At 60.7% G+C, this 23,349-nt stretch carries 19 protein-coding genes; 8 read left to right on the top strand and 11 right to left on the bottom strand.

Annotation, left to right across the window (positions count from 1 at the left end; all coding sequences use genetic code 11):
• Positions 1-56 precede the first annotated feature (56 nt).
• Positions 57-425, bottom strand: coding sequence for a glutamine synthetase (locus tag AC07W7_RS10280; protein WP_169901001.1), 369 nt, complete (start codon positions 423-425; stop codon positions 57-59).
• Positions 426-551: 126 nt separating this feature from the next.
• On the opposite strand from AC07W7_RS10280, the gene dksA reads away from it, so the two are divergent.
• The 4 genes from dksA to AC07W7_RS10300 are packed head-to-tail and all read left to right on the top strand — an operon-like array spanning position 552 to position 3,843.
• Positions 552-956: an RNA polymerase-binding protein DksA gene (gene dksA / locus AC07W7_RS10285; protein WP_099170876.1), complete on the top strand. Its 405-nt coding sequence runs from the start codon at positions 552-554 to the stop codon at positions 954-956.
• A 26-nt stretch (positions 957-982) separates the two neighbouring features.
• Complete coding sequence (gene zigA, locus AC07W7_RS10290; protein ID WP_076963073.1) at positions 983-2,191, top strand: zinc metallochaperone GTPase ZigA; 1,209 nt, start codon at positions 983-985, stop codon at positions 2,189-2,191.
• A complete protein-coding gene (locus AC07W7_RS10295) occupies positions 2,191-2,835 on the top strand; it encodes a DUF1826 domain-containing protein (RefSeq protein WP_099170877.1) in 645 nt (214 codons plus the stop codon). Before zigA ends, AC07W7_RS10295 begins: the two co-directional genes overlap by 1 nt.
• Positions 2,836-2,880: 45 nt before the next feature.
• Positions 2,881-3,843 carry a CobW family GTP-binding protein gene (locus AC07W7_RS10300; RefSeq protein ID WP_495039266.1) on the top strand — a complete coding sequence of 321 codons (963 nt, stop codon included), beginning with the start codon at positions 2,881-2,883 and terminating at the stop codon, positions 3,841-3,843.
• Here the strand turns inward: AC07W7_RS10300 and AC07W7_RS10305 are convergent.
• Complete coding sequence (locus AC07W7_RS10305) at positions 3,837-4,229, bottom strand: DUF3301 domain-containing protein (protein ID WP_495039246.1); 393 nt, start codon at positions 4,227-4,229, stop codon at positions 3,837-3,839. The genes AC07W7_RS10300 and AC07W7_RS10305 overlap by 7 nt on opposite strands.
• Positions 4,230-4,345: 116 nt before the next feature.
• Here AC07W7_RS10305 and pdxY point away from each other — a divergent pair, with 116 nt between their 5' ends.
• Positions 4,346-5,218, top strand: coding sequence for a pyridoxal kinase PdxY (pdxY, locus tag AC07W7_RS10310; protein WP_076963077.1), 873 nt, complete (start codon positions 4,346-4,348; stop codon positions 5,216-5,218).
• Between the two features lie 35 nt (positions 5,219-5,253).
• Here the strand turns inward: pdxY and AC07W7_RS10315 are convergent, their stop codons facing one another.
• Positions 5,254-5,739 (bottom strand): acyl-CoA thioesterase, encoded by a 486-nt coding sequence (locus AC07W7_RS10315; RefSeq protein WP_076963078.1) that lies wholly within the window; start codon positions 5,737-5,739, stop codon positions 5,254-5,256.
• Positions 5,740-6,031: 292 nt separating this feature from the next.
• Here AC07W7_RS10315 and AC07W7_RS10320 point away from each other — a divergent pair, with 292 nt between their 5' ends.
• Positions 6,032-7,795 (top strand): cation:proton antiporter, encoded by a 1,764-nt coding sequence (locus AC07W7_RS10320; RefSeq protein ID WP_076963079.1) that lies wholly within the window; start codon positions 6,032-6,034, stop codon positions 7,793-7,795.
• 60 nt (positions 7,796-7,855) lie between these two features.
• Here the strand turns inward: AC07W7_RS10320 and AC07W7_RS10325 are convergent, their stop codons facing one another.
• The 8 genes from AC07W7_RS10325 to uvrD all read right to left on the bottom strand — a co-directional run bounded on the left by AC07W7_RS10325 (position 7,856) and on the right by uvrD (position 19,045).
• Positions 7,856-8,263, bottom strand: a complete 408-nt coding sequence (locus AC07W7_RS10325) for an SMI1/KNR4 family protein (RefSeq protein WP_029290059.1) — start codon at positions 8,261-8,263, stop codon at positions 7,856-7,858.
• Positions 8,264-8,362: 99 nt separating this feature from the next.
• Complete coding sequence (locus tag AC07W7_RS10330) at positions 8,363-9,796, bottom strand: surface lipoprotein assembly modifier (RefSeq protein ID WP_236309575.1); 1,434 nt, start codon at positions 9,794-9,796, stop codon at positions 8,363-8,365.
• A 159-nt stretch (positions 9,797-9,955) separates the two neighbouring features.
• The gene (locus AC07W7_RS10335; protein WP_076963080.1) at positions 9,956-10,714 is read right to left on the bottom strand and encodes a Slam-dependent surface lipoprotein; all 759 of its coding nucleotides are present in this window, start codon (positions 10,712-10,714) and stop codon (positions 9,956-9,958) included.
• Positions 10,715-10,802: 88 nt separating this feature from the next.
• Positions 10,803-13,919 (bottom strand): TonB-dependent receptor domain-containing protein, encoded by a 3,117-nt coding sequence (locus AC07W7_RS10340; RefSeq protein ID WP_169897441.1) that lies wholly within the window; start codon positions 13,917-13,919, stop codon positions 10,803-10,805.
• Positions 13,920-14,054: 135 nt separating this feature from the next.
• The gene (locus AC07W7_RS10345; protein WP_495039247.1) at positions 14,055-15,035 is read right to left on the bottom strand and encodes a FecR family protein; all 981 of its coding nucleotides are present in this window, start codon (positions 15,033-15,035) and stop codon (positions 14,055-14,057) included.
• A gap of 43 nt (positions 15,036-15,078) precedes the next feature.
• Positions 15,079-15,576 carry an RNA polymerase sigma factor gene (locus tag AC07W7_RS10350; protein ID WP_038444572.1) on the bottom strand — a complete coding sequence of 166 codons (498 nt, stop codon included), beginning with the start codon at positions 15,574-15,576 and terminating at the stop codon, positions 15,079-15,081.
• 185 nt (positions 15,577-15,761) lie between these two features.
• Positions 15,762-16,637: a Tim44 domain-containing protein gene (locus AC07W7_RS10355; protein WP_169901005.1), complete on the bottom strand. Its 876-nt coding sequence runs from the start codon at positions 16,635-16,637 to the stop codon at positions 15,762-15,764.
• Positions 16,638-16,861: 224 nt separating this feature from the next.
• Positions 16,862-19,045 carry a DNA helicase II gene (uvrD, locus tag AC07W7_RS10360; RefSeq protein WP_076963083.1) on the bottom strand — a complete coding sequence of 728 codons (2,184 nt, stop codon included), beginning with the start codon at positions 19,043-19,045 and terminating at the stop codon, positions 16,862-16,864.
• Positions 19,046-19,324: 279 nt separating this feature from the next.
• Between uvrD and AC07W7_RS10365 the strand changes: the two genes are divergently transcribed.
• Positions 19,325-22,198, top strand: coding sequence for an EAL domain-containing protein (locus AC07W7_RS10365; RefSeq protein ID WP_076963084.1), 2,874 nt, complete (start codon positions 19,325-19,327; stop codon positions 22,196-22,198).
• A gap of 162 nt (positions 22,199-22,360) precedes the next feature.
• A complete protein-coding gene (gene hexR, locus AC07W7_RS10370) occupies positions 22,361-23,227 on the top strand; it encodes a transcriptional regulator HexR (RefSeq protein ID WP_029290040.1) in 867 nt (288 codons plus the stop codon).
• The last annotated feature ends 122 nt before the right edge of the window (positions 23,228-23,349 follow it).

Genomic DNA, 23,349 nt, shown 5'->3' on the forward strand with positions numbered 1-23,349 from the left:
AATTCGGCATGTTATATTATAACAATTGAACCGACGATTATTTTTCTGCGACAGGCCTAGCACCCACTGATCCGGCTGCAGGTGAACTTGGCGCTGGAGCCCCCCGAACTGGAAAACCGGTTGATCGTGGTCCAGCCCACACGCCGTGTGTAGCCGACCCACGCCTCACCGTCGGAGGCCAGCCCGGTAAAGAACGTCAATTGGCCATAGCGGCTATTAGTCTGCGCCCAGTAGCGCTTGCCGATCACCTCGAACCCGCGCAAATACGTGGTGTTGCCTGCGGTCGCGACACTGTAGGCATTGCCCTGGGCATCGACGCAGGCCAACAGGGTGGCACTGCGGGTGCAGGTGGCCAGCGGGCCGGGCACTTGGGCGCCGGCCTGGGTCGCCGCCAGCAGCAACACGCTGCATAACAGGTATTTCATCGCGGTTCTCGGAGCCTGGAGGGGCTCAAGGATTGCGCCCTTCGTCGTGACGGGCAAGAGGGGATTGGCTTATTTGCATTGTTATACTATAACATAAAAGCACAACCTGACCCGTGAACCGTCCCGATGACTGAACAAGACCTGCTTGCCCAACCGCCTGCGGATTACATGAATGAGGCCCAGCAAGCCTTTTTCCGCGAGCGGCTATTGGCCCAGCGCGATGACCTGCAAGCGCGCATCGAAGCCGAATTTATCGTGCTGCGCGAGCAAGAGCCCAACAGCGACCTCGCCGATATCGGCAGTGCCGAAGAACAGCGCCAGTGGCAATTGCGCCTGCTGGAGCGGGAAAAGAAGCTGCTGGACAAGATCGACGAAGCCCTTGAGCTCCTGGCGCGTGGTGAATACGGCTGGTGTCGCGAGACGGGCGAGCCGATTGGCCTCCAGCGTCTGTTGCTGCGGCCCACCGCCACCCTGTGTATCGAAGCCAAAGAACGTGAAGAGCTGCGCGAACGCCATCAACGGGCGATTTGACCGGCCACCCTGATGAGGAACACCCGATGACCGACCGTCTACCCGTTACTGTGCTCTCCGGCTTTCTCGGCGCCGGTAAAAGCACGCTGCTCAATTACGTCCTGCGCAACCGCGAAAATCTGCGGGTGGCGGTGATCGTCAACGATATGAGCGAAATCAACATTGATGGCGCCGCAGTCCAGCGCGACGTCAGCCTCAATCGCGCCGAAGAAAAACTGGTGGAGATGAGCAACGGCTGCATCTGCTGCACCTTGCGCGAAGACTTGCTGGTCGAGGTAGGAAAGCTCGCCAGGGAGGGTCGGTTCGATTACCTGCTGATCGAATCCACCGGCATTTCCGAGCCGCTGCCGGTGGCGGAAACCTTCACCTTTCGCGATGAAAACGGCCAGAGCCTGGCGGATATTGCGCGGCTCGACACCATGGTCACCGTGGTCGACGGCATGAACTTCCTGCTCGATTACCAGGCGGCCGAAAGCCTGGCGTCCCGCGGCGAAACGTTGGGTGAGGACGATGAACGCTCCATCACCGACCTGCTGATTGAACAGATCGAGTTCGCCGACGTCATTCTGATCAGCAAGATCGACCTGATCAGCCGCCACGAACGTGAAGAACTGGTGGCCATCCTGGAGCGCCTGAATGCCCAGGCGCGCATTATCCCCATGGTGATGGGCGAGGTGCCGCTGGCCGAGATCCTCAATACCGGGCGTTTTGATTTTGAGCGCGCGGCCCAGGCGCCGGGCTGGTTGCAGGAGCTGCGCGGCGAACATGTGCCGGAAACCGAGGAATATGGCATCGCCTCCACGGCTTATCGGGCGCGCCGGCCATTCCATCCCCAGCGCTTTTTCGACTTTATCGACCGCCCGTGGAGCAATGGCAAGCTGCTGCGCTCCAAGGGGTTTTTCTGGCTGGCCAGCAAGCACCGTGACGCTGGCAGTTGGTCCCAGGCCGGTGGCCTGATGCGCCATGGTTTTGCCGGTCGCTGGTGGCGCTTTGTGCCGAAAAGCCAATGGCCCGAGGACCAGGAAAGCGTCGCGGCAATCATGGGTAACTGGCAACTGAGCACCGGCGATTGCCGCCAGGAACTGGTGTTTATCGGGCAGAACATCGATTTTGTGCAAATGCGTATGGAACTGGACGCGTGTCTGCTGACGGATGAAGAAATGGCCCTGGGCGCCGAAGGTTGGGGCCTGCTGGCCGATCCTTTTGGCCCTTGGTACGAGGAGGCAGCCGCCTGATGCTGGCACCTGTGATTCAACTGCGTCCGGTGATTCGCCAGACCCGTGGGGAAACCCCGTTGGCCCTCGCCGACATCCTGGATAACGGCGTCAACCTGGCGCTGTGGCAGCGCCAGTTGCCGCTGCACATCGCCGAGTTTGGCGCGTTGCTGGTCTCGCTGGGCGAGCCGCTCGCCGAGTCGCTGGTGGTGGAGTTGGACAGCGAAGACGCCGAACCCAACTTGCAGGGGCTGGCCGCAGGCTGTCGTGACCTTGAGGGCTACGAAGGCTTTATCGCTGATGTTGCCTGGCTGATCAGCGCTTTTGCCTGCCTGTTGGGCGCCAAGCGTATTGGCGTGCGGCTGAGGCTGCTGGACAAGGCCATGTGCCCGCGCTTTCACGTCGATCACGTGCCCGTGCGTTTGATCACCACCTATGCCGGCATCGGCAGCCAATGGCTGCGCGAAGGGGTGATGGACCGGCGCCAGTTGAGCCAGGCAGACGCGGAACCCCGCGAGCGTATCGAGCAGATCCACTGTGGCGAAGTCGCCCTGCTCAAGGGCGAAAAGTGGCGCGGCAATGAAGGCTATGGCTTGATTCACCGCTCGCCGACGCTGGCCGCCAACGAGCGACGGCTGATTCTGACGCTGGATTGGCTGGCATAACCGGGTAGGATCAAGCGTCTCTACACGGCCTGAATAATGTCCACGATGCTGCAGAATATTCCCACGCATGTGATTGCCGGCCCATTGGGGGCCGGCAAGACCAGTTTGATCAAACACCTGTTCACCCAGCGTCCGGCCAACGAGCGCTGGGCCGTGTTGATCAATGAGTTCGGGCAGATCGGCCTGGATGCCGCGCTGCTGACCCTGGATGACGACGGCATTGCCCTTGGCGAAGTGGCCGGTGGCTGTTTGTGTTGTGTGAATGGTGCGCCGTTCCAGATAGGGCTGGGCCGCCTACTGCGTAAGGCCAAGCCGGACCGGCTGTTTATCGAGCCCTCGGGGTTGGGGCACCCGGCGCAATTGCTTGCGCAGTTGCGCCAGGCGCCCTGGCAAACCGTGCTTGCCGTCCAGCCTTGTGTGCTGGTACTCGATGCCCAGGCACTGGCGGCGGGCAGACCGTTGCCCGACGCGCAACGCGAGGCATTGGCCAGTGCCGGGTTGCTGGTGCTGAACAAGGAAGAAGGGCTGGACCCCGCGCAACGAACCGCGATCGAAAGGGCACTGCCGGCCTGCGAGGTTTACTGGGCGCGGCAGGCGCAGTTGCCATTGGCTCGGCTACCGGGGTTTGGCGCACAGGCCGGGGCGGCTGTGGATAACTTTCAAGTGCCCAAGGGAGTGGTGCAAATCCCGGCAATCTGGAGCGATCCGTGTGTGCCGATTTGCCTGCATCAGGCCCAGGAGGGGGGCTGGAGCATCGGTTGGCGCTGGCACCCGAGCCAGCAGTTCGACCCCACGCTGCTGCGGCAATGCTTGCAGGGCCTGGACTGGCGTCGTGCCAAATTGGTTATCCACAGCGCCGCGGGTTGGGTCTCGGCCAACGCTGTGGATAACACCACGCTCACCTGGCAGCCCAGCGAATGGCGCCGGGACTCGCGCATCGAGCTGATCTTTCGCGAAGAGCAGGACGTGACAGCACTGCAAAAAGCCTTGGCCGCTTGCCGTCAGTGACGGCCCTTGCCGTGCTCCTGGCGCCACTGGCTCAGTTCAATCACTTCGGCGCTAGGCTGTGGCGTCTTTATTTCAAACGGGTAGGGCGCCAGTTCGATCTGCGCACTGTGGGCCCCAAACTGGGTGATGGTGCCGGGATGGCGGGCTTCGCCGGTCACGGTGAATTCAAAGTTGTAGATCCGCGCCAAACGCCGTCGGCCGCTGGCGTCCTTGACGAAACCGATGCGTTTCAAGGCCACGGCACCATCGAGCAGTTCGATGTCGAGCTTGGCGCAATGCTGTTTGACCCTCTCCAGCGCGCGCTCGCGCAAGCCGTGGTTGTGCCACACCCAGGCGGCAGCCGCCGCCAGCAGCATCAGCACAAAGATATTTCCCAGGGTCAGCATGCGATTTGCTCCAACAAAGTAAGGCCAGCTTAACTGTGTCTCCGGTCTGTCGTACAGGCTGCTTTTAGTCGCATACTGCGCGGCCAGAATTTAACGGTTTTACGGAAGTTTCCTGCATGAAACGTACTCCTCATCTGCTTGCGATCCAGTCCCATGTGGTCTTCGGCCATGCCGGCAACAGCGCCGCCGTGTTTCCCATGCAACGGGTGGGGGTGAATGTCTGGCCGCTCAACACTGTGCAGTTCTCCAACCATACCCAGTATGGCCAGTGGGCGGGAGAAGTGTTGGCGCCGCAGCAAATTCCTGCGCTGGTGGAGGGGATTGCGGCGATTGGCGAGCTGGGCAACTGCGATGCAGTGCTGTCCGGCTACCTGGGCAGCGCCGCCCAGGGCCGGGCGATCCTGAGCGGTGTGGCACGGATCAAGGCGATCAACCCCAAGGCCCTGTACCTGTGCGACCCGGTAATGGGCCACCCGGAAAAAGGCTGCATCGTGCCCCAGGAAGTCAGTGATTTTTTGCTGGACGAAGCGCTGGCCATGGCTGACTTCTTGTGCCCCAACCAATTGGAGCTGGACAGTTTTTGCGGGCGTAAACCGCAGTCGCTGTTCGATTGCCTGGGCATGGCGCGGGCCCTGCTGGCCCGTGGACCGAAAGCGGTGCTGGTCAAGCACTTGGATTATCCAGGCAAGCTGGCAGAGGGTTTCGAGATGCTGCTGGTGACGGCTGAAGGCAGTTGGCACCTGCGTCGGCCATTGCTGGCCTTTGCGCGCCAGCCGGTGGGGGTCGGCGATCTGACGTCGGGCCTGTTCCTGGCGCGGGTGTTGCTGGGCGACAGCCTGCTGGCGGCCTTCGAGTTCACCGCCGCAGCCGTGCACGAAGTACTGCTGGAAACCCAGGCGTGCGCCAGCTACGAGTTGGAATTGGTGCGGGCCCAGGACCGCATCGCCCATCCGCGTGTGCGCTTTGAAGCCACGCCGATCAGCCTCTAACACCACCAGCCCAATGTGGGGTCCACAGCCTGGGATCAGAGAGTGTCAGCCTTGATCTCCTGGTAGCGCTTCTCCAGCTCCTGGCGAACCTGCCGGCGCTGTTTGGCCTGGATAAACCGGCGTTTGTCTTCACTGCTCTGTGGCTGCAACGTGGGCACGGCGGTCGGTTTGCGGTCGTCGTCGACGGCGACCATGGTGAAGAAGCAACTGTTGGTATGGCGTACCGAACGCTCGCGGATGTTCTCGGTGACGACCTTGACCCCCACTTCCATCGACGTATTGCCGGTGTAGTTGACCGAAGCCAGGAATGTCACGAGCTCGCCCACATGGATCGGCTCGCGAAAAGTCACCTGGTCCACCGACAGTGTGACTACGTAGCGGCCGGCATAACGGCTGGCGCAGGCGTAGGCCACTTCGTCGAGGTATTTGAGCAGGGTGCCACCGTGGACATTGCCTGAAAAATTGGCCATATCAGGGGTCATCAATACCGTCATCGACAGCTGGGCGTTTCCGGGTTCCATAGCACACTCACGGTTGTAGGCATTGGTTGGGGGGCACCTCTGCGGATGCTGGAATCATTACAGCGCCATCCCTTACGGGACGCCGGGGCGGGGCTTGCCGTCACGCCCGGGTCGATCTGTTTCCATATATTGCACCGGCTTTCTGCCGCAAGTCGCGGTGTTACCCTTGAAAAGCTCATTTCAAGGGCATTTCTTACGAATAACACAGACTTTTCCTTCCGCACATTGCGCGCCGTTGTGGCGGCTGCGTGGAACCTGGGAACGTGCCAGTACCCTCAAGGAGCCCCTCGCCATGCACGCCATCAGCTTTATCCAGGACTTGGCGGTGATCATGCTCGTGGCAGGGGTGGTGACCATCCTGTTCCACCGTCTCAAGCAGCCGGTCGTCCTGGGGTACATCGTCGCCGGCTTTATCATCGGCCCGCACACCCCGCCATTCGGCCTGATCCACGACGAAGACACCATCAAGACCCTGGCTGAGCTGGGGGTGATCTTCCTGATGTTCTGCCTGGGCCTGGAGTTCAGCCTGCGCAAGCTATTCAAGGTGGGCGCCACGGCGTTTATCGCGGCCTTCCTGGAAATCATCCTGATGATCTGGATTGGCTACGAAATTGGCCAATGGTTCGACTGGAACACCATGGACTCGCTGTTCCTCGGCGCGATCCTGGCGATTTCCTCGACCACCATCATCGTCAAGGCCCTCAACGACCTGAAGATGAAAAACCAGCGCTTTGCCCAACTGATCTTTGGCGTGCTGATCGTCGAAGACATTCTGGGCATTGGCATCATCGCCCTGCTGTCGAGTATCGCCGTCAGTGGCACGGTCAGTTCCGGCGAGGTGTTTTCCACGGTCGGCAAGCTCTCGCTGTTCATGATCGTGGCCCTGGTGATCGGCATCTTGCTGGTGCCACGGCTGCTGGCCTACGTGGCCAAGTTTGAAAGCAACGAGATGTTGCTGATCACCGTCCTGGGCCTGTGTTTCGGTTTTTGCCTGCTGGTGGTCAAGCTGGAGTACAGCATGGTGCTGGGCGCCTTCCTGATCGGTGCGATCATGGCCGAATCCCGGCAGTTGCTGAAAATCGAGCGCCTGATCGAGCCGGTTCGCGACATGTTCAGCGCGATCTTCTTTGTGGCCATCGGCTTGATGATCGACCCGCAGATCCTGCTGCAATACGCGTGGCCGATCGCGGTGATTACCGTGGCCGTGGTGCTGGGCAAGATGCTGTCCTGTGGCCTTGGCGCGTTTATCGCCGGTAACGACGGCCGCACCTCGTTGCGGGTGGGCATGGGGCTGTCACAGATTGGCGAGTTTTCTTTCATCATTGCGGCGCTGGGGATGACCTTGCAGGTCACCAGCGACTTTCTCTACCCGGTGGCGGTGGCCGTGTCGGCGATTACCACCTTGCTCACGCCGTACCTGATTCGTGGCGCCGACCCGTTGTCCTTGAAAATCGCGGCGGTGATGCCGCAGCGCCTGAGCCGGGTGTTTGGCCTGTATGGCGAATGGCTGCGCAGCATCCAACCCCAGGGCGAAGGCGCGATGCTGGCGTCGATGATCCGCAAGATCATCCTGCAGGTGGGGGTGAACCTGGCGCTGGTGGTGGCAATCTTCTTTACCGGCAGCTTTTTCGCCGCGCGGATTGGCGGGTATCTGCAAGGCTGGATCAGTGATCCAAGTTGGCAGAAGGCATTGATCTGGGGCGCTGCGTTGTTGCTGTCGCTGCCATTTTTGATCGCCGCGTATCGCAAGCTCAAGGCGCTGTCGATGTTGCTGGCGGAGATGAGCGTGAAGCCGGAAATGGCCGGGCGCCATACCCAGCGCGTGCGGCGAGTGATTGCCGAACTGATCCCGATCCTCTCGCTGTTGGTAATTTTTCTGCTATTGGCAGCCTTGTCGGCCAGTATCCTGCCGACCAACAAGTTGCTGGTGTTGATTGCCGTGGTGGCGGCGGCAGTGGCCGCCGTGCTCTGGCGCTGGTTCATCCGCATCCATACGCGCATGCAGGTAGCCTTGCTGGAGACCCTGGACAATCACAAGGACACGCCGGAGCACTGACCTTATGTGGCGAGGGGGCAAGCCCATCGCCACGTAAACCGGCCTGTCACAGGCTTGGGATCAGCTTTCCAGCCACACGTCCCGTGCCCAGTGCCACACCGACTCCCAGGACTCTTCGGTCACCAGTTCCTCTTCGCCGGACCACAACACCACCGTGCCGTCTTCTTCGACGCAGTAGTAGTCGTCGCCGTCCTGGCAAATCGGGATCAGCTCGCGAGGCACGCCAATATCCCAGGCATTGGCGGCGACTTCCGGCAGATAGGTGTGGGACTGGGGGTCGGTGATGGTCACCGGCTCCAGGCTGCCATACACCACATCGCTGACGGTCAGCAGGAATTCCTTGAAGACAAACGGGATGTTGATAAACAGCTGTTCTTCGACTTCCACCAACTGGTCTTCGTCGGGCAGTTCCAGAGGAACCGGTACCGGTTCGTTGGCTTCACGCAATTGTTCGATGACTTCTTCCACGGCCGGGATCCTCATGCTAGATGGCGCGGTTTATAGGGGCGTTTTATACAGTAGCTCGCTATAAGTGCAACCGCGAAATAGAAAACCCGGTGAAGCCGGTTAAAACTGCTTTTCTAGCTTTAGGCTGATGCTGTTTTTGTCGTAGGAATAAAGCCAATCCACATTACTGACAACCTTGTTGTACTTGACCGTCAGGCTGGGCACCGCATCCAGCACCGCCAGGCGTGGGGCACGTAGGATAAAGGTGTAGCCTTGTTCTTTCTCATTGCGTCGGTCATCGACGATAGCGCTGTAGGCATCGTATTGGCGTTTGCGGTACGAGGCGAACAGCACGGCGCTGACGCCCACCTCGAAATCCTTCGCCACCCCTAGCCGCACGCCCTTTTGCAGGTAGGCCGCCGTGCGGTCCTGGGTGTTGCGGTCGCTCAAGTCTACGCCGCCGAACAGCGTCCACCGCTGGGGCAGGGCCTGCCACAGGGTGGCGTAGACCGAACTGATGCCGCCGTCGAGGTTGCTATTGATCTCGTGTTTGTAGGCCATGTCCTTGTATTCGCCTTCCAGCTTGAACATACGTGTGGCCGACAGTGTATGAATCCATTCGCCGCGCAGCCCCCAGGCGCTGTACATGGCGTTGTCACCAATCGTATTGAATTCAAACGACGGCCCGAGGGCGTACTGGTTTTTGGCGTCGTGGTAGCTATAGCCGGCGTTATTGATGAGGGTGCCTTCGTTGTACTTGCTCTGTTTTTCATAGGCCTGGCCATAGAGCAGCGAGCGCATGAACACCCCGTGATGGCCGCTGATGGCCACGCGTTTGTTGAGCGTGGCCTCGTAGTCCGCGCCGTGGGCAGACACGGCCTTGGGCAGTGAGCGTTTGACGTAGATGGTTTCGTCGGGGGTGACGTAGCGATAAGTCACCTCGCTTTCCGGGGACTGGTTGAGGTTGTAGCCCCAGGTCGGGCCGATAGCCAGGGAGCCCTGCCAGTCTTCACGGTGGTCCAGGGCCTGGATAAAACTGTCGACGGTCTTGCCCACGCCCATGGCTTGCGCATCGGCTGGGCTGAGGCTGCTGCTGATCTGCTGGAATACGCTGTTGGACTCGCCATCCTTGCGGTTCTCGAACAACACCCGCGCCAGTTCCAGGCGCCCGGGCAGGAAGTCGGCCTGCAATGCCAGCAACTGGCGGTATTGGCTTTCGGCCTGTTCAAGATCGCCATCGGCGCGGGCCAGGCCGCCCTTGGCATAGGCGGTGAGCATCGGGTCGTGGCCGGGCAGGGCGGTGTAGCGCCTAAGGTAATCCCTGGCTTGCGGCCATTGCTGGCGCTCGATGGACAGGTACACCGCGCGGCCCAGTTCATCGAGGTTGTTGCCCACGCTGTAGGTCTGCCCATCGATATTCAACAGCGGCGGTGCGCCGTCGCTGGGCAGTTCATCCTTGAGCAGCTCGCGCTCTTGCTGGTTGGCGCGGTATTCGATGGTCTGGTTCAGGCGCAGGCGGGTGTCCTGGTCGGCGGCAAAAACCCTCGGGGCCATGGACAGCAGCAGAAAAAAGGGCAGAACGTGGAGCGTAAGGGATCGCATGCAGTAGGGCTGGGGCATTACCGGGCTCTCGGGATCGCTTCAAAACGCCAAAAGCAAGTGCCTGGGGGCAGGCACTTGCTTGGGTGGTGCTACAACAGGTTCAACGGGCGATTACTTGGCGACGCCACCGAAGGCGGTGTCGTAGTTGCGGTCGGTGAACTTGGCGATACCGGCCAGCGACGCGGTAGAGCCTGCGCCGAAGAAGCTGCCTTGTGAGGTGCCGGACGAAAGCAGTGCATTGGTTGCGGTATTACGCGCCTGGGCAGTACCGGCGAAGCCTGCGGTGGCGGTGTCGATGGCTGCGGTGACTTGAACTTTAAGCGCGCTGTTGCTCAGCGAGCCGGTCAAGGTGGGTGTCGCGTTGCCGAACGAGGCGGTCAGGTCGCCAGACAGCACATTTGCCCCGGAGTAGTTGTTGATGCCCTGTACTGCATAGGTCACGTTGGCTGTTGGCAATACACGGCCGGTGGTGTCGCCAGAGTAGTACACGACACGGGTCGGGTCGTTGGTGGCGCCGGTCTGCGACCATTCGCCGTAGTACACCTGCTGGTTGGCGACTTGTTTGAAGTCGAAGTTGCCAAGGGCGGAGTGAGAGGCTGGCATCATTGCCGGGGTAATGGTTGTCACCCCATTGGTGTCAGTGGCCACCATGCCTTTGAGGCCGCTAAACGGCACTTTTGCGCCACCGTAGAACGCGAGGACGCCCACGGCGGGCTGGCCTGGCGAGCTTGGGTGGTTAGGCGATGTGGCGCCCGTGCCGCCGACGACGATAGTACCGGTGTAACTTTGCGCGGAAGAAGTGTCTGCCTGGGCAACGCCGGCTAGACCCAGAAGTGCCACTGCCAATACTGTGTAGTTGAAAGATTTCATTTCATCATCCATTGAGTGATTTAAATTAAGTCAACACGTCAAGCGTTTGCCAATTTCTTCTTTAGCCTCCCATGCAGTACCTCCAAACTTAAAAAGTAGTGGTGAAAGCGAGTTTTAACGTTCGACCGGGCGCGGGCATGGCCGAACGCGTCAGTGGGTCGATGTAATAAAGGTTGCTCAAGTTGGTGCCGGTTAACTCGACGGATGCGTCATCGGTCAATTTGTAGTTAACGTAGGCGTCATACGTGATGATCTTGTCCCATGACATGGGCGTATTCAGGTAATAACTGACCATGGCGCTGTTGGGGTAGTTGTCATAGAACTTGTTTTCATGTTGGCGGTAATAAATAGCCCGTCCGCCCACTTCCAGTTTGCGATCAAGGAAGCGCGCACCTAACCCGAGGTTGGCAGTCCACTCTGGCATTGCCATGCTCACCAGGTATCCACCTACAAAACCGTCATCCACGCAGTTGGGGGTACTGCCGTCGGTGCTGACGGAGACCGCCGAGTTTTCATCGCAGACTCTGTTTTTCAGGACATGGCCGATACTCATATCGGTGAAAAAACGTCCGTTATCGTAGCGACCCTGGAACTCCACGCCGGAAGTGACTTGCTTCTCAAGGTTACTGAAGCGCAGTTGTGGGTCGCGTTCGATCACGTTTTTTGTAGTGTTGTAGTAATAGCTCAGCTTGATGTCAGCGCTTTCACTGCCACCCCAGCCGGCCAGGTTATGGATGTAGGCGGCTTCGTAGTTATGCGCATGTTCTGGCTCAAGCCCCCAGGGGTTGACCGATGAGGAAAAGCCAATGGTGCTTTCAAACATGCTTGGGTAACGGATGGCCTCGCTGTAGCGCAGGTAGACCCGGCCATTTTCCGAGGTATAGAACGTTGCAGAAAGCGAAGGTGCCCAGCCACTGTCTTTCTGGTGTTTGGCTTTGATATCTTTTTCGTAGCCCTCGCCGTTTCCGGAAGCGCTGCAGGAAATGATATTTTCGCCTGCACTCAATCCATTAATGCATGGATTGTTATCGCGTGAATAACGACCTTTTGCGTCACTCGCCCAATCCGCCTTGTGCTGAGTGTCTTGCACACGTGGTGTTTGTTGTTTGATTACGTCAATTATCTCCTGACGCTCCGACTCCGGGGTATCAAACATATCCCAGAAAACTTTGTTGTTTGCAATTTGTCGATCAATGTCGGCTTGCCACTCGGACTCGGTCAGCGTCTTTCGCGTGGTGTAATCCACCTGCCGCCCGGTTTCTTCAAGTTGTGTTGTGACCCCACTCTTGTCTTGGGCACTTTTCAAGTAGTCATCAAATGCCCAATAAGACGAGTAACGCATCCCCGCCTCAAACTTGGCAAAACTCACGGGCCGCCAGTCGAATTTGAAGTTGTATTCCTGTTCCTCGCGGCGTCCGGCCCGAGGGTACATGCGCAACGTGTCGCTGATGATAGGGTCGTAATAGTTGTCGTTCGAGCCCAACTTTTCATGCTGATAACTACCACCCAGGGTCAGATCGAGGCTATCAAGCAACTTAAACTTATTGCTTGCGGTCAGGCCGACCCGGTCATGCTTGGCGTTGGCCAGGGCGGTATTACGGTACACCGGGTCGGCGATGGTGGTTTGATTGGGCACGCCACCGCTGCTGTAGGTATCGCTACGGGTGTTGGTCATCCACAGGTTGGAATAGAAATCCACCCACGGGTTGCCTTCGGGCTTGAGGTTGTATTCCAGGTTGTAGGCTTTGCTTTGCACATGGCTCAACGGCCATTGCGGCACGCCGTTGGTGGCGGCGTCGTAAGTCGTGCCGGGTTTAAAGAACGAGATCCGTGATGGCAGGATCTCGCCGTACAGCGCATCGGTGTCGCGATAGCCGAATTCCAGGGACTGGTTTTCATCAATCTTGAGTTTGGCCTTGCCCAGCCAGGACTCCATCTTGCTGGAGGTGTTGGGCACTTCATCGCCCGGTTTGTAGATAGTGGCGAGGTTGGGAATGTAGTCAAACTCGCCGTTGACTTGCTTGCCGCTGGAATAGAAGCCGCTCTTGTTCTTACCCGCGTAGTGGTTGCCTTTTTCACGCAAGGCGTAGGCTGCCAGCAGTTCGAATTTTTCCTGGCGCGTGGCCAGTGCCAGGCGGTAGGCGGAGTCATCGCTGGACAGCAGTTTGTTACTGCTGCTGGTGCGTGGGTGTTTGTACAGCGAGTGATCGTAATAGCCCCTGATGGGTGAGTACTCATAGCCGGGGCTGGGCATTTGCCCGGTCATCAGCGTCGGCAGTTTGGGCGACACCGAGTTGTTGCTGCCTTCGATTTTAAGTTCGCCACCATATTCCTGGTCCTGCTTGAGCACGTCGTCGACGTTTAGGGTGCTGGCCACCACCGCGCCGCCAATGCCGCTGTAGACGTTGCGCTCCAGGTTCGGCCCCTTGAGCACCTTGATACTGCCGATCAGGTTGGGGTCGATATAGTTACGGTTGTTGGCGCCCATGTAGCCGCGATAAGCGGTGATTGCCTGTTCGGTGCCGTCGATGGTCAGGGGCACGCGGCCAGGGCCCTGGATGCCGCGGATGTTCGGGTCCAGTGCGCCGCTGTTGCGCGAATCGCCGCTGTACACGTTGAGCATGCCCTTGAACATATCGGCGGGGGCCGCGCCTTTGTAGCGTTCGATCTGCTCCTTGCCGGCATACACCGAGGAGATGTCCTGATCGTAGATATCGTTGTAGCCCTTTTCGTCGCGGGACTGCTTGCCTTCCATGCCCATGACGTAGGTCGGATGCAGGTCGCCGGCCTGGATCCCCGTCGAATTGGGTGCCGATTGCACCTGGATGATCGGGCGCTCGGCTGAGCCGGTGAGGCTGTAGCTGACCCCTTGGTTGGCTAGCAGTGTTTGCAGCGCAGCGTCCAGGGACAGGCGACCCTTGACCGGGTTGCCGTAGCTGTTGGTGAAGTCGTTGCTGCCCAGATACAGCTCGACACCGGCCTGGCGCGCCAGCAGGACCAAGGCTTGATCCAGCGCCAGGGTGGGCACGTCGAAGTTGTGTACGTCAGTGGCCGGGGCGTGGTTGGCGCTTGCGGCTGGCGCTGCCAGCACCGGGCTGATGGTCGTGGCATCGGCGACCAGCGCAATGGCGGCCAACTGAATCCCCAGGCTCAGTCGGGTGCGTTTTGTTGCCTTGCGCTTTTTGTTGTTTTCTTGCGTCTGCAAAACCGGCCTCACTAAAGTAAATAAGATTTATTCACATGTAGTAGAAACGGCCCAGCTGCAAAAACGCGATAGATCGTTATGATCTATGAATATGGTTTTTTATCTGATTTTGAAGTTGTCGCGGCGTGAGGCAGCTCAGTAGATCAGCGTCAACCCAGGCAGGTTAACCATGCGCCCGTGGACTTGCGCCACCAGATGTTCAAGCGCGGCGTCGAGGTTATCCAGGCGCATTACCGCGCTGACCCGTACGTTGCGCAGGGCCTCGCCCTTGACCAGCACCCGCCCGGGTCGGTAACGGTTGATGTGGGCTGCGACGTCGGCCAGGGATTTGCGCTGGAAGACCAGCCGGCCTTCCTGCCAACTGGCCAGTTCCTCGGGGCTGGTGTTCAGCGGTACCAGGCCCGTCTTGGGGCTGAAGTGCAGGCTGTTGCCCTGTTCCAGCAGGGCTGCGCCTGCGGCTTCATCGCGCCCGTGCGGGGTCAGGTTGACCTCGACCCGATGTTGCAGCACACCCACCCAGCCTTCGCGATCCTTGCCGATCCCCACCAGGTAACGCGTGCCGCGCGCCGTGATATCGGCCCCCGGCGCCTGTACGGTGAAGGGGCGCCGCTCCTGTTCATTCATCGGCGCAGGGCTGAACACGGCCTCGCCCTGGCTCAGAAGCACCCGGCGGGTCTGGTCGTCGTAGGCCAGGTTCAGGAGGCTGTGGCTCCCCAGTTGCACCTGGCTGCCGTCGGCCAGGGTGATCTGGCGCACTTCGCCAAACCCGGTGTGATAGTCGCTGTTCAGGGCTTGGACCCAGAAAGGTGGCGCCAGCAGCATCCAGCAGCCCAGCGCCAGCGCAGCCACGGCGCTGCCGCCGACCACCGGCATACGCAGCCAGGCGGCACGCGGCGGGCGCTGGGGTTTTACATAACCGGGGCGTTGCTTAAGCTGGGCGGTGGCCTGCCACGCACGGTTGGCGCGCTCGGCGGCGGCGGCGTGCAACGGGTCGGCGGCCAGCCAGCGCTGAAAAGCCTCGAGTTCACGTGCCGAAAGCTGTCCTTGGCGATGGCGCATCACCCAGTCGGCAGCTTTGCGCTCTACCGGGTCGATAGTGTGTGGGGAGGCGTTCACGGTTCGGTCTATTTACCTTTTGGCTCTTTGTCGTACACAAGGCTCAGCCCTCTTGGCCAGGCTCCAGCGCCCGACCAATCCTGGCCAGGGCCATTGCCATGTGTTTTTGTACAGAGCTTGTGGATATCCGTAAATAGCGCGCGGTCTCTTTGTGCGTCATGCCCTCCACCCGGCACAGCATGAACACATCGCGGGTACGCGGTGGCATGCGCTCCAGCAGGCTTTCCAGGTGCTCCAGCTCCAGTGCGCCGAGGGCCTGTTCTTCGGGGCAACTGGTCTCATCGACCAGGGTGGCGAAGAAGGCGGTGGGGTCATTGTCGTAGCGCTTTTCACCATAACGGCGGTGATGATCGATCATCAGGTTGTGCGCCACCCGAAACAGGTAGGACGGTGCGCACAGCACGCGCTCCAGGCTCTCCAACTGAGCGATGCGCAGGAAGGTGTCCTGCACCAGGTCCGAGGCCAGGCTTGGGGAGCATTTCTTGCGCAACAGGTAACGATGCAAGGCAGGCGCATGTTGAGTGAACAGTTTTTCCAGCACGGCGGCACTTTCCTATGCTCGGGCAGAACCGGGGAGGGCGAGTATAATGAGAGTCGTTCTCATTAATCCAGCGAAACTGCGCACTGACTTTTCCACAGGCAAAAAAACACCCCGGTTGTGCAGGCTCCCAAGAGCACTGCACACGACCGGGGTGTGTGTTACAGCAGGCTGTGTGCCTTTGCGGATCAGCCGTTCTGGCGGATACCGGCGACCAGCCAAGGCTGGTTTTCGCCCTGCGGACGTTCCATGTTCCAGCTTTCGCTGAACACTTCGCCCTGGTCGAAGCGCGAAGTCTTCGACACACCGCTGAAGGTCAGGGTGGCGATGGTCTTGTCGGCGCGGTCATCCACACCGTCCAGTTGCACGCGCAGGTCGTCGATATAGGTCGACTGGAACGCGTCGCCCAACTCGGCGCGTTCGCGCTTGAGGAACTCCAGCAGTTGCGGGGTCACGAACTCGGCGATCTTGTCCATTTCGTTGGCGTCCCAGTGTTGCTGCAGGGACTGGAAGTGGTTGCGGGCCGCTTCGACGAAACGCTCTTCGTTGAACCAGGCTGGCGCGTTGATCACCGGACGAGCGGCGGCAGCCGGTGCCGCCGAGCCGCCGAAGATCGAACCCATGGCAGGCTTCTGCTCGAACACTTCACGCTGCATCGGCGCGCCGGCTGGAGCCAGGTGCTCCTGCTGCTTGCGGCGACGGGCGGCGATAAAGCGGAAGATCACAAAGGCGATGACCGCCATGATCAGGATGTCGAAGATCTGCATGCCCTGGAAGCCGCCGCCCATGAACATGGAAGCGAGCAGGCCGCCGGCAGCGATACCGGCCAGCGGGCCCAACCAGCGCGAAGCACCGCCGGCCTTGGCAGCAGCGCCCGCAGCACCGGCCGCACCTGCGGTGGCCGCCGCTCCGCCCATGCCGCCAGCGGCGGGGGCCATTTGGCTGGTCTGGTGGCTTGGCGCTGCGCCGGAGCTTTTACCGCCACCGAAGCGTTTGGCGTTGGCGTCGAGGCTCATCGTCAGGCCGATGCACAACGCCATGGCGATGCTAAGAAAACGTTTCATAAAGGGAATTCCCATTTGTGGATTGCACGCGCGCCATGTTGCACAGGTGCAGAGGCAGTGGCTAGCAGCATAATGTTTCGGGCTTTTGCGTAAGACCTATTCGGAATAGTCTGTAGGACTAATTACAGATATTGGCCCGTACTTGCTAAAAACAAGGGCAGGGCGCCTTCAAGAGCGGACGCAGAGCGTCCAGGGCAGCGTTCCCACGCAGAGCGTGGGAACGATCAGACCGCTTCGAGCTTGGCGTAACCCATCATCAGCCACTTGCTGCCTTCGGCGAAGTTCACCTGCACCCGAGCCTGGGCCCCGGCGCCTTCGAAGTTAAGGATCACCCCTTCGCCAAAGATCGCATGCCGGACCTGCTGGCCAAGGCTGAACGGGGTCTCGGGAATTTCCGAACCGGCAAACAGGCTGCTGGAGCTCTGCTGCTGGCCCCCGCCAAACGGCCGGCTGACGCTATTGGACAAGCGCACTTCCTGAATCAGCCCTTTCGGCACTTCCCGTACGAAACGCGACACTTTGTTGTAGGTCTCGCTGCCATACAGGCGCCGTGTCTCGGCGTAGGTCATCACCAGGTTCTGCATGGCCCGGGTGATGCCCACATAGGCCAGGCGGCGCTCTTCTTCAAGGCGGCCGGGCTCTTCCAGGCTCATCTTGTGCGGGAACAGGCCTTCTTCCATGCCCACCAGGAACACGTAGGGGAACTCCAGGCCCTTGGCACTGTGCAGGGTCATCAGTTGCACGCTGTCTTCGTGTTCGTCGGCCTGGGTATCGCCGGCTTCCAGGGAGGCGTGGCCGAGGAACGCCGCCAGTGGCGACAGGTCGGCATCTTCCTCGCTGTTCTCGAAGGCGCGGGCGGCGCTGACCAGTTCCTCAAGGTTTTCTACCCGGGCCTGGCCTTTCTCGCCTTTTTCCGCTTCGTGATAAGCGATCAGGCCGGATTGCTCGATCACGGTCTGGGTCATCAGGTGCAGCGGCATTTCCAGGCACTTGGCGGCGAGGTTGTCGATCAGCTCGACAAACGCCCCCAAGGCCCCGGCAGCACGGCCGGTCAGGCCTTTATTGGCGATCAGCAGGCGCATGGCCTCCCACATCGACACATCGCTGTGACGCGCATGCTCGCGGATCGCCTCGACGGTTTTCTCGCCGATGCCCCGCGCCGGTACGTTGATCACCCGTTCCAGCGCGGCGTCATTGCCGCGACCTTCCAGCAAACGCAGGTAGGCCATGGCGTTCTTGATTTCTGCGCGCTCGAAGAAGCGCTGGCCGCCGTAGATCCGGTACGGGATACGCTCGCGCAGCAAGGCCTCTTCCAGCACCCGCGACTGGGCGTTGGAACGGTACAAAATGGCGATATCGCTGCGTGCCAGCCCGGTTTTCAGGGCGCTTTCAATGGTTTCCACCACGTAGCGCGCTTCGTCGTGCTCGTTGAAGGCCGCGTAGAGGTTGATCGCCTCGCCTTCGCCGCCGTCGGTCCACAATTCCTTGCCCAGGCGCCCGGTGTTATTGGCGATCAAGGCGTTGGCGGCCTTGAGGATCCCGGCGGTGGAGCGATAGTTCTGCTCCAGGCGAATGGTCTCGGCGTCGGGGAAGTCGTCGGAATACTGGTAGATGTTCTCGATTTTCGCGCCACGCCAGCCGTAGATCGACTGATCGTCGTCGCCCACCACCATCAGGCTGTCGCCGCCCTTGGCCAGCAGGCGCAACCAGGCGTACTGCACGGCGTTGGTGTCCTGGAACTCGTCCACCAAAATGTGCCGGAAGCGCTTCTGGTAATGGGCCAGCAAGCCGGGGTTGTCGCGCCACAGGTCAAGGGCCCGCAACAGCAGTTCGGAGAAGTCGATGACGCCGGCCCGCTGGCAGGCCACTTCATAGGCTTCATAAATGCTGCGCATGGTGGCCAGGAACAGGTCGCCGCTGGCCTGGATATGTTGCGGGCGCAGGCCTTCGTCTTTCTGGCCGTTGATAAACCACTGGGCCTGGCGTACCGGCCAGCGTTGTTCATCCAGGCCCAGCTCGCGGATCACCCGCTTGACCAGGCGTTGCTGGTCATCGCTGTCGAGAATCTGGAAGGTCTGGGCCAGGCCCGCCTCCTGCCAGTGGGCCCGCAACAAGCGGTGCGCCAGGCCGTGGAAGGTCCCGACCCACATTCCGGCCGGGCTGATGCCCATCAACTGCTCGATGCGGTGGCGCATCTCGGCAGCGGCCTTGTTGGTGAACGTCACCGACAGGATGGAATGCGGGGACGCGTTCTCGACCTGGATCAACCAGGCGATACGGTGCACCAGCACTCGGGTTTTACCGGAGCCAGCACCGGCCAGGACCAACTGACGGCCAACGGGGGCGGCTACGGCCTGGCGTTGGGCATCGTTGAGGGAATTCAGCAAAAGGGAGAGATCATCGCGCATCGGCGCATTCTAGGGTGCCGGGGGGAGGGGGGCAAATCCCATTGCCCGGTGGTCGGCACAAAAAAACGCCGGCGATCTTCAATTGGTCACTGTTGGAGCCATAGTGATGACCGGTAAGTCATCGCCTGTAGCCCGCGCCCTGTCTTGTTAAGCCCCTCTGGCCCGAAGGTTTGCGCAGGTTTATTCGCGAATTTTTATGATCCAGAGCAGTTTGGTCTGCCCGTCTGCTTGTGTATGCTCCGTCGACGTTTCGGGCTCACCATTATAAGAACACTGCCTATGACCCTCAGCACCGACTTGTCTGGCCCCTCTGTCGTGCCGGCGCAGGTTATCCGCAAGCATTACGCCATGGAGATGGCGGTCGAGCGTACGCGTCTGTTGTACCAGGGGTCGCTGCTCCCCACTTTATTGATGTTACTTAACGGTCTGGTCTGCGCCTGGTTGCTCTGGAGCCCGCAGCGCTATGTGCTGGTCGGCAGTTGGTTGGTGTGGTTGCTGGCCCTGGTGGCGCTGCGCGTGATCCAGGTGGCGGCCTTCGATAGCGCTCTGCCCAGCCGGCAGGCCCAGCCGATCTGGCGGCGCATGTTTATGCTGGGCTCGGCGGCCAGCGGCCTGACCCTGGCGAGCGCGGCCATTGCCCTGGTGCCACTGGACAGCTTTGTGCAACAGGCCTGGATCTTCGGCCTGATTGGCGTGGCCACCTTATCGGCCAGCGTGGCCTATGCCGTCAGCGTGCCGGCGTTTTTGTCGTTTGCCTTGCCCTGCCTGGTGCCCACCATCCTCTATCTGTTCTGGAGCGGCGAACCGCAATTGCAGGGCTGGAGTTACCTGGGCCTGATCCTGCTGGCGTCCCTGAGCCTGGTGGCATGGCAGGTCAACCGCCTGATCCAGCGCGGTTTGCTGCGCCGGTTCCAGAACCAGGCCTTGATCGAGCACTTGCAGCAGGCGCGCCAGCGCAGCGAGCAGTTGAATCAGGACCTGGTGCGCGAGGTCGAGCAGCGGCGCGAGGTCGAGCAGGAACTGCGTCAGGCCCAGGTCGGCCTGCAGCAGCGCGTCGAGCAGCGCGGCCAGCAATTGGACGCCGCCAGCCTGGCCCTGAGCAAAAGCGAGGCGCGCCTGGCCATGGCGTTGCAGGCCAGCGAGCTGGGCTTGTGGGACTGGAACCTGCAAACCGATGAAGTCCACCACACCCGGCTCAAGGAACTGTTTGGCCTGGAGCCGGAGTATGTCACGGCGATGCTGCGCGACCTCAAGCCACGCCTGCACCCGGACGACTTGCCGCTGCTCAAGCGCGCGCTGGTGGGGCACTTGAAGGGGCGCAGCGAGGACTATCAGGTGGAGTACCGCGTGCGCCATGGCGACGGGCGCTGGGTGTGGATCGAGGACCGTGGGCGTGCCGTGGAGCGTACCGCCAGCGGGCGCGTGACGCGCATGCTCGGCACCCGGCGCGATATCAGCGTCGGCAAGGCGCTGGAAGAGCAACTGCGGCTGGCGTCGACGGTGTTCGAGGCGGCCAGCGAAGGCATTGTGATCCTGGACCCGGAGTACGTGTTGATTGCCGTCAACCAGGCCTTTAGCCGCGTCACCGGTTTTGATATCGACGACATGCTCGGGCGCAATGTCGTGGAGTTGCCGTGCAGCCGCGACGCGCGCCGACACTTCCCGGTAATTCGCCAGGCCTTGTTGAGCCACGGCAGTTGGCAGGGCGAGCTGGTGGAAGCGCGCAAGAACGGCGAGCTCTACCCCCAGTGGCTGCAATTGAGCGTGGTGCGCGATGTTCGGGGAAATGTCAGCCATATCGTAGGCTTTTTCGCCGATCTGTCGGCCCGCCGCGAATCGGAGGAGCGCATGCGCTACCTCACTCATTACGACGAACTGACGGGCCTGGCCAACCGCTCGTTGTTCCGCGAGCGCCTGCGCGAGGCCCATCAACGGGTGCGCCAGGGCGGCCGCAGCCTGGCGTTGCTGCATATCAACCTGGATCGCTTCAAGCTGCTCAATGACAGCCTGGGCCATGAAGTCGCCGACCAGTTGTTGCAGAAAATGGCCCGGCGCCTGATCAATGCCTTACCGGAAGCCGACACCATTGCGCGGCTGTCCGGCGACGAATTCGCGGTGTTGTTCGACGCCTATGGCAGCTTGTCGAGCCTGGCGCGGGTGGCCACCCGGCTGTTGGCCAAACTGCGCGTGCCGATGACGGTGGACGGGCATGAGTTGGTGGTCAGCGCCTCAATGGGTGTCAGCCTGTTACCGGATAACGCCCGGGAAATTTCCGCACTGGTCAGCCAGTCGAACATGGCCATGCAGCATGCCAAGCACCTGGGCGGCAATAACTTCCAGTTTTACACCGACAGCCTTCAGGCCAGCACCCTTGAGCGTTTGCAGCTGGAAAACCAACTGCGCAAAGCCATTGATGAGCGGCAATTGAAAGTGTTCTACCAACCCAAGCTGTGCCTGGTCACCGGCAAGATGACCGGCGCCGAGGCGCTGGTGCGTTGGGATCATCCGCAATGGGGCAGCGTGCCGCCCGGTGATTTTATCGGGCTGGCGGAAGAGACCGGGCTGATCGTGCCATTGGGCGAGTTCGTGCTGCGCCAGGCCTGCTGGCAGGCGTGTGAATGGCAGCGCCAGGGCCTGGCGCCGATCCGGGTCTCGGTCAACCTGTCGGTGCATCAACTGCGCCAGGGCAAGCTGGTGAGCCTGGTGCGCCAGGTGCTGGGCGAAACCGGGCTGGCGCCGCAATACCTGGAGCTGGAACTGACCGAAAGCCAGTTGCTCGACAGCGTCGAGCACATCATCGCCACCTTCCAGCAATTGCGGGACTTGGGGGTGAAGCTGGCCATCGACGACTTTGGCACCGGCTATTCGTCCCTCAGCTACCTCAAGCGCATCCCGGTGGATTACGTGAAGATCGACCAGACCTTTATCCGTGGCCTGGGCCAGGGGCGTGAAGACCTGGCGATTACCCGGGCGATCATCGCCATGGCCCATGGCTTGGCGCTCAAAGTGGTGGCCGAGGGCGTGGAGGATCAGCAGCAGTTGGATTTTCTCAGGGCCGAACAGTGTGACGAGGTGCAGGGCTACTTGATCAGTCGCCCGATGGAGGCCGAAGGGCTGGCAGATTTGTTACGGAAAAATGCAGATTTTCCTTAGTGTATCCAAGGCAGCATCCAGGGCTACATTGCGCTTGCCCGCTGATTCAGGGGGCAACAGGGTGATTTAGTGATGCATCGAACGGGCAAATCGGCAATTCTTGTAGTATAACTACAAGCTTGCTACATCCCTGGCGCCTGCCAATAACAAGAGTCCTGCCCTTTGAACCTGTTGCAACATATCGCCCAGTCGCGCCACCTGTTACGCAAATCGGAACTCAAGGTTGCCGATCACGTGCTGCTTGACCCTGCGGCCGTGATGCACAGCTCCATGGCTGACCTGGCCCACAGCGTGGGGATCAGCGAGCCGACCATCGTGCGCTTCTGCCGCGCCATCGGTTGCTCGGGGTTCCAGGACTTGAAGCTGAAACTGGCCCAGAGCCTGGCGGCCGGCGCCAGCTTCGGGCAGTTTGCGATCCACGAAGACGACTCCGTCGCCGACTACAGTCTGAAAATTTTCGATACCACCCTGCACACCCTGATGGAAGTGCGGGAAAAGCTCGACCCGATCGAGCTGCAAAAAGCCGTGACGGCCATGTCCCAGGCCCAGCGCGTGGAGTTCTATGGCTTTGGTGCCTCCGGCGCGGTGGCGGCGGATGCCCAGCACAAATTCTTCCGCCTGCTGCTGACGGCGGCGGCCTACAGCGACCCGCACATGCAGGCGATGTCGGCGGTGACGTTGAAGCCCACCGACGTGGCGATCTGTATTTCCCAGTCGGGCCGCTCCAAGGACTTGCTGATCACCGCCAATCTGGTGCGTGAAAGCGGCGCGTCGCTGATCACCTTGTGCCCGAGCCAGACGCCCTTGGCGGAACTGTCCACGGTCAACCTGGCGATCGATGTGCACGAAGACACCGAGATCTACACCCCGCTGACCTCGCGCATCGCCCACCTGGTGGTGATCGACGTGCTGGCAATGGGCGTGGCCATGGCGCGCGGGCCGAGCCTGGTCAACCACCTCAAGAGCGTCAAACGCAGCTTGCGCAGCCTGCGTCTCTCGCCCAAATCGGTCAAAGCCCTCGACGACTGAAGGTTACACACAGTCAAAAATGTGGGAGCGGGCTTGCTCGCGATAGCGGTGGATCAGTCGACATATCAGGCGTCTGGCCCACTGCTATCGCGAGCAAGCCCGCTCCCACATTTAGATCTTGC

The sequence above is a fragment of the Pseudomonas sp. GW821-FHT01D09 genome, from assembly GCF_059422465.1.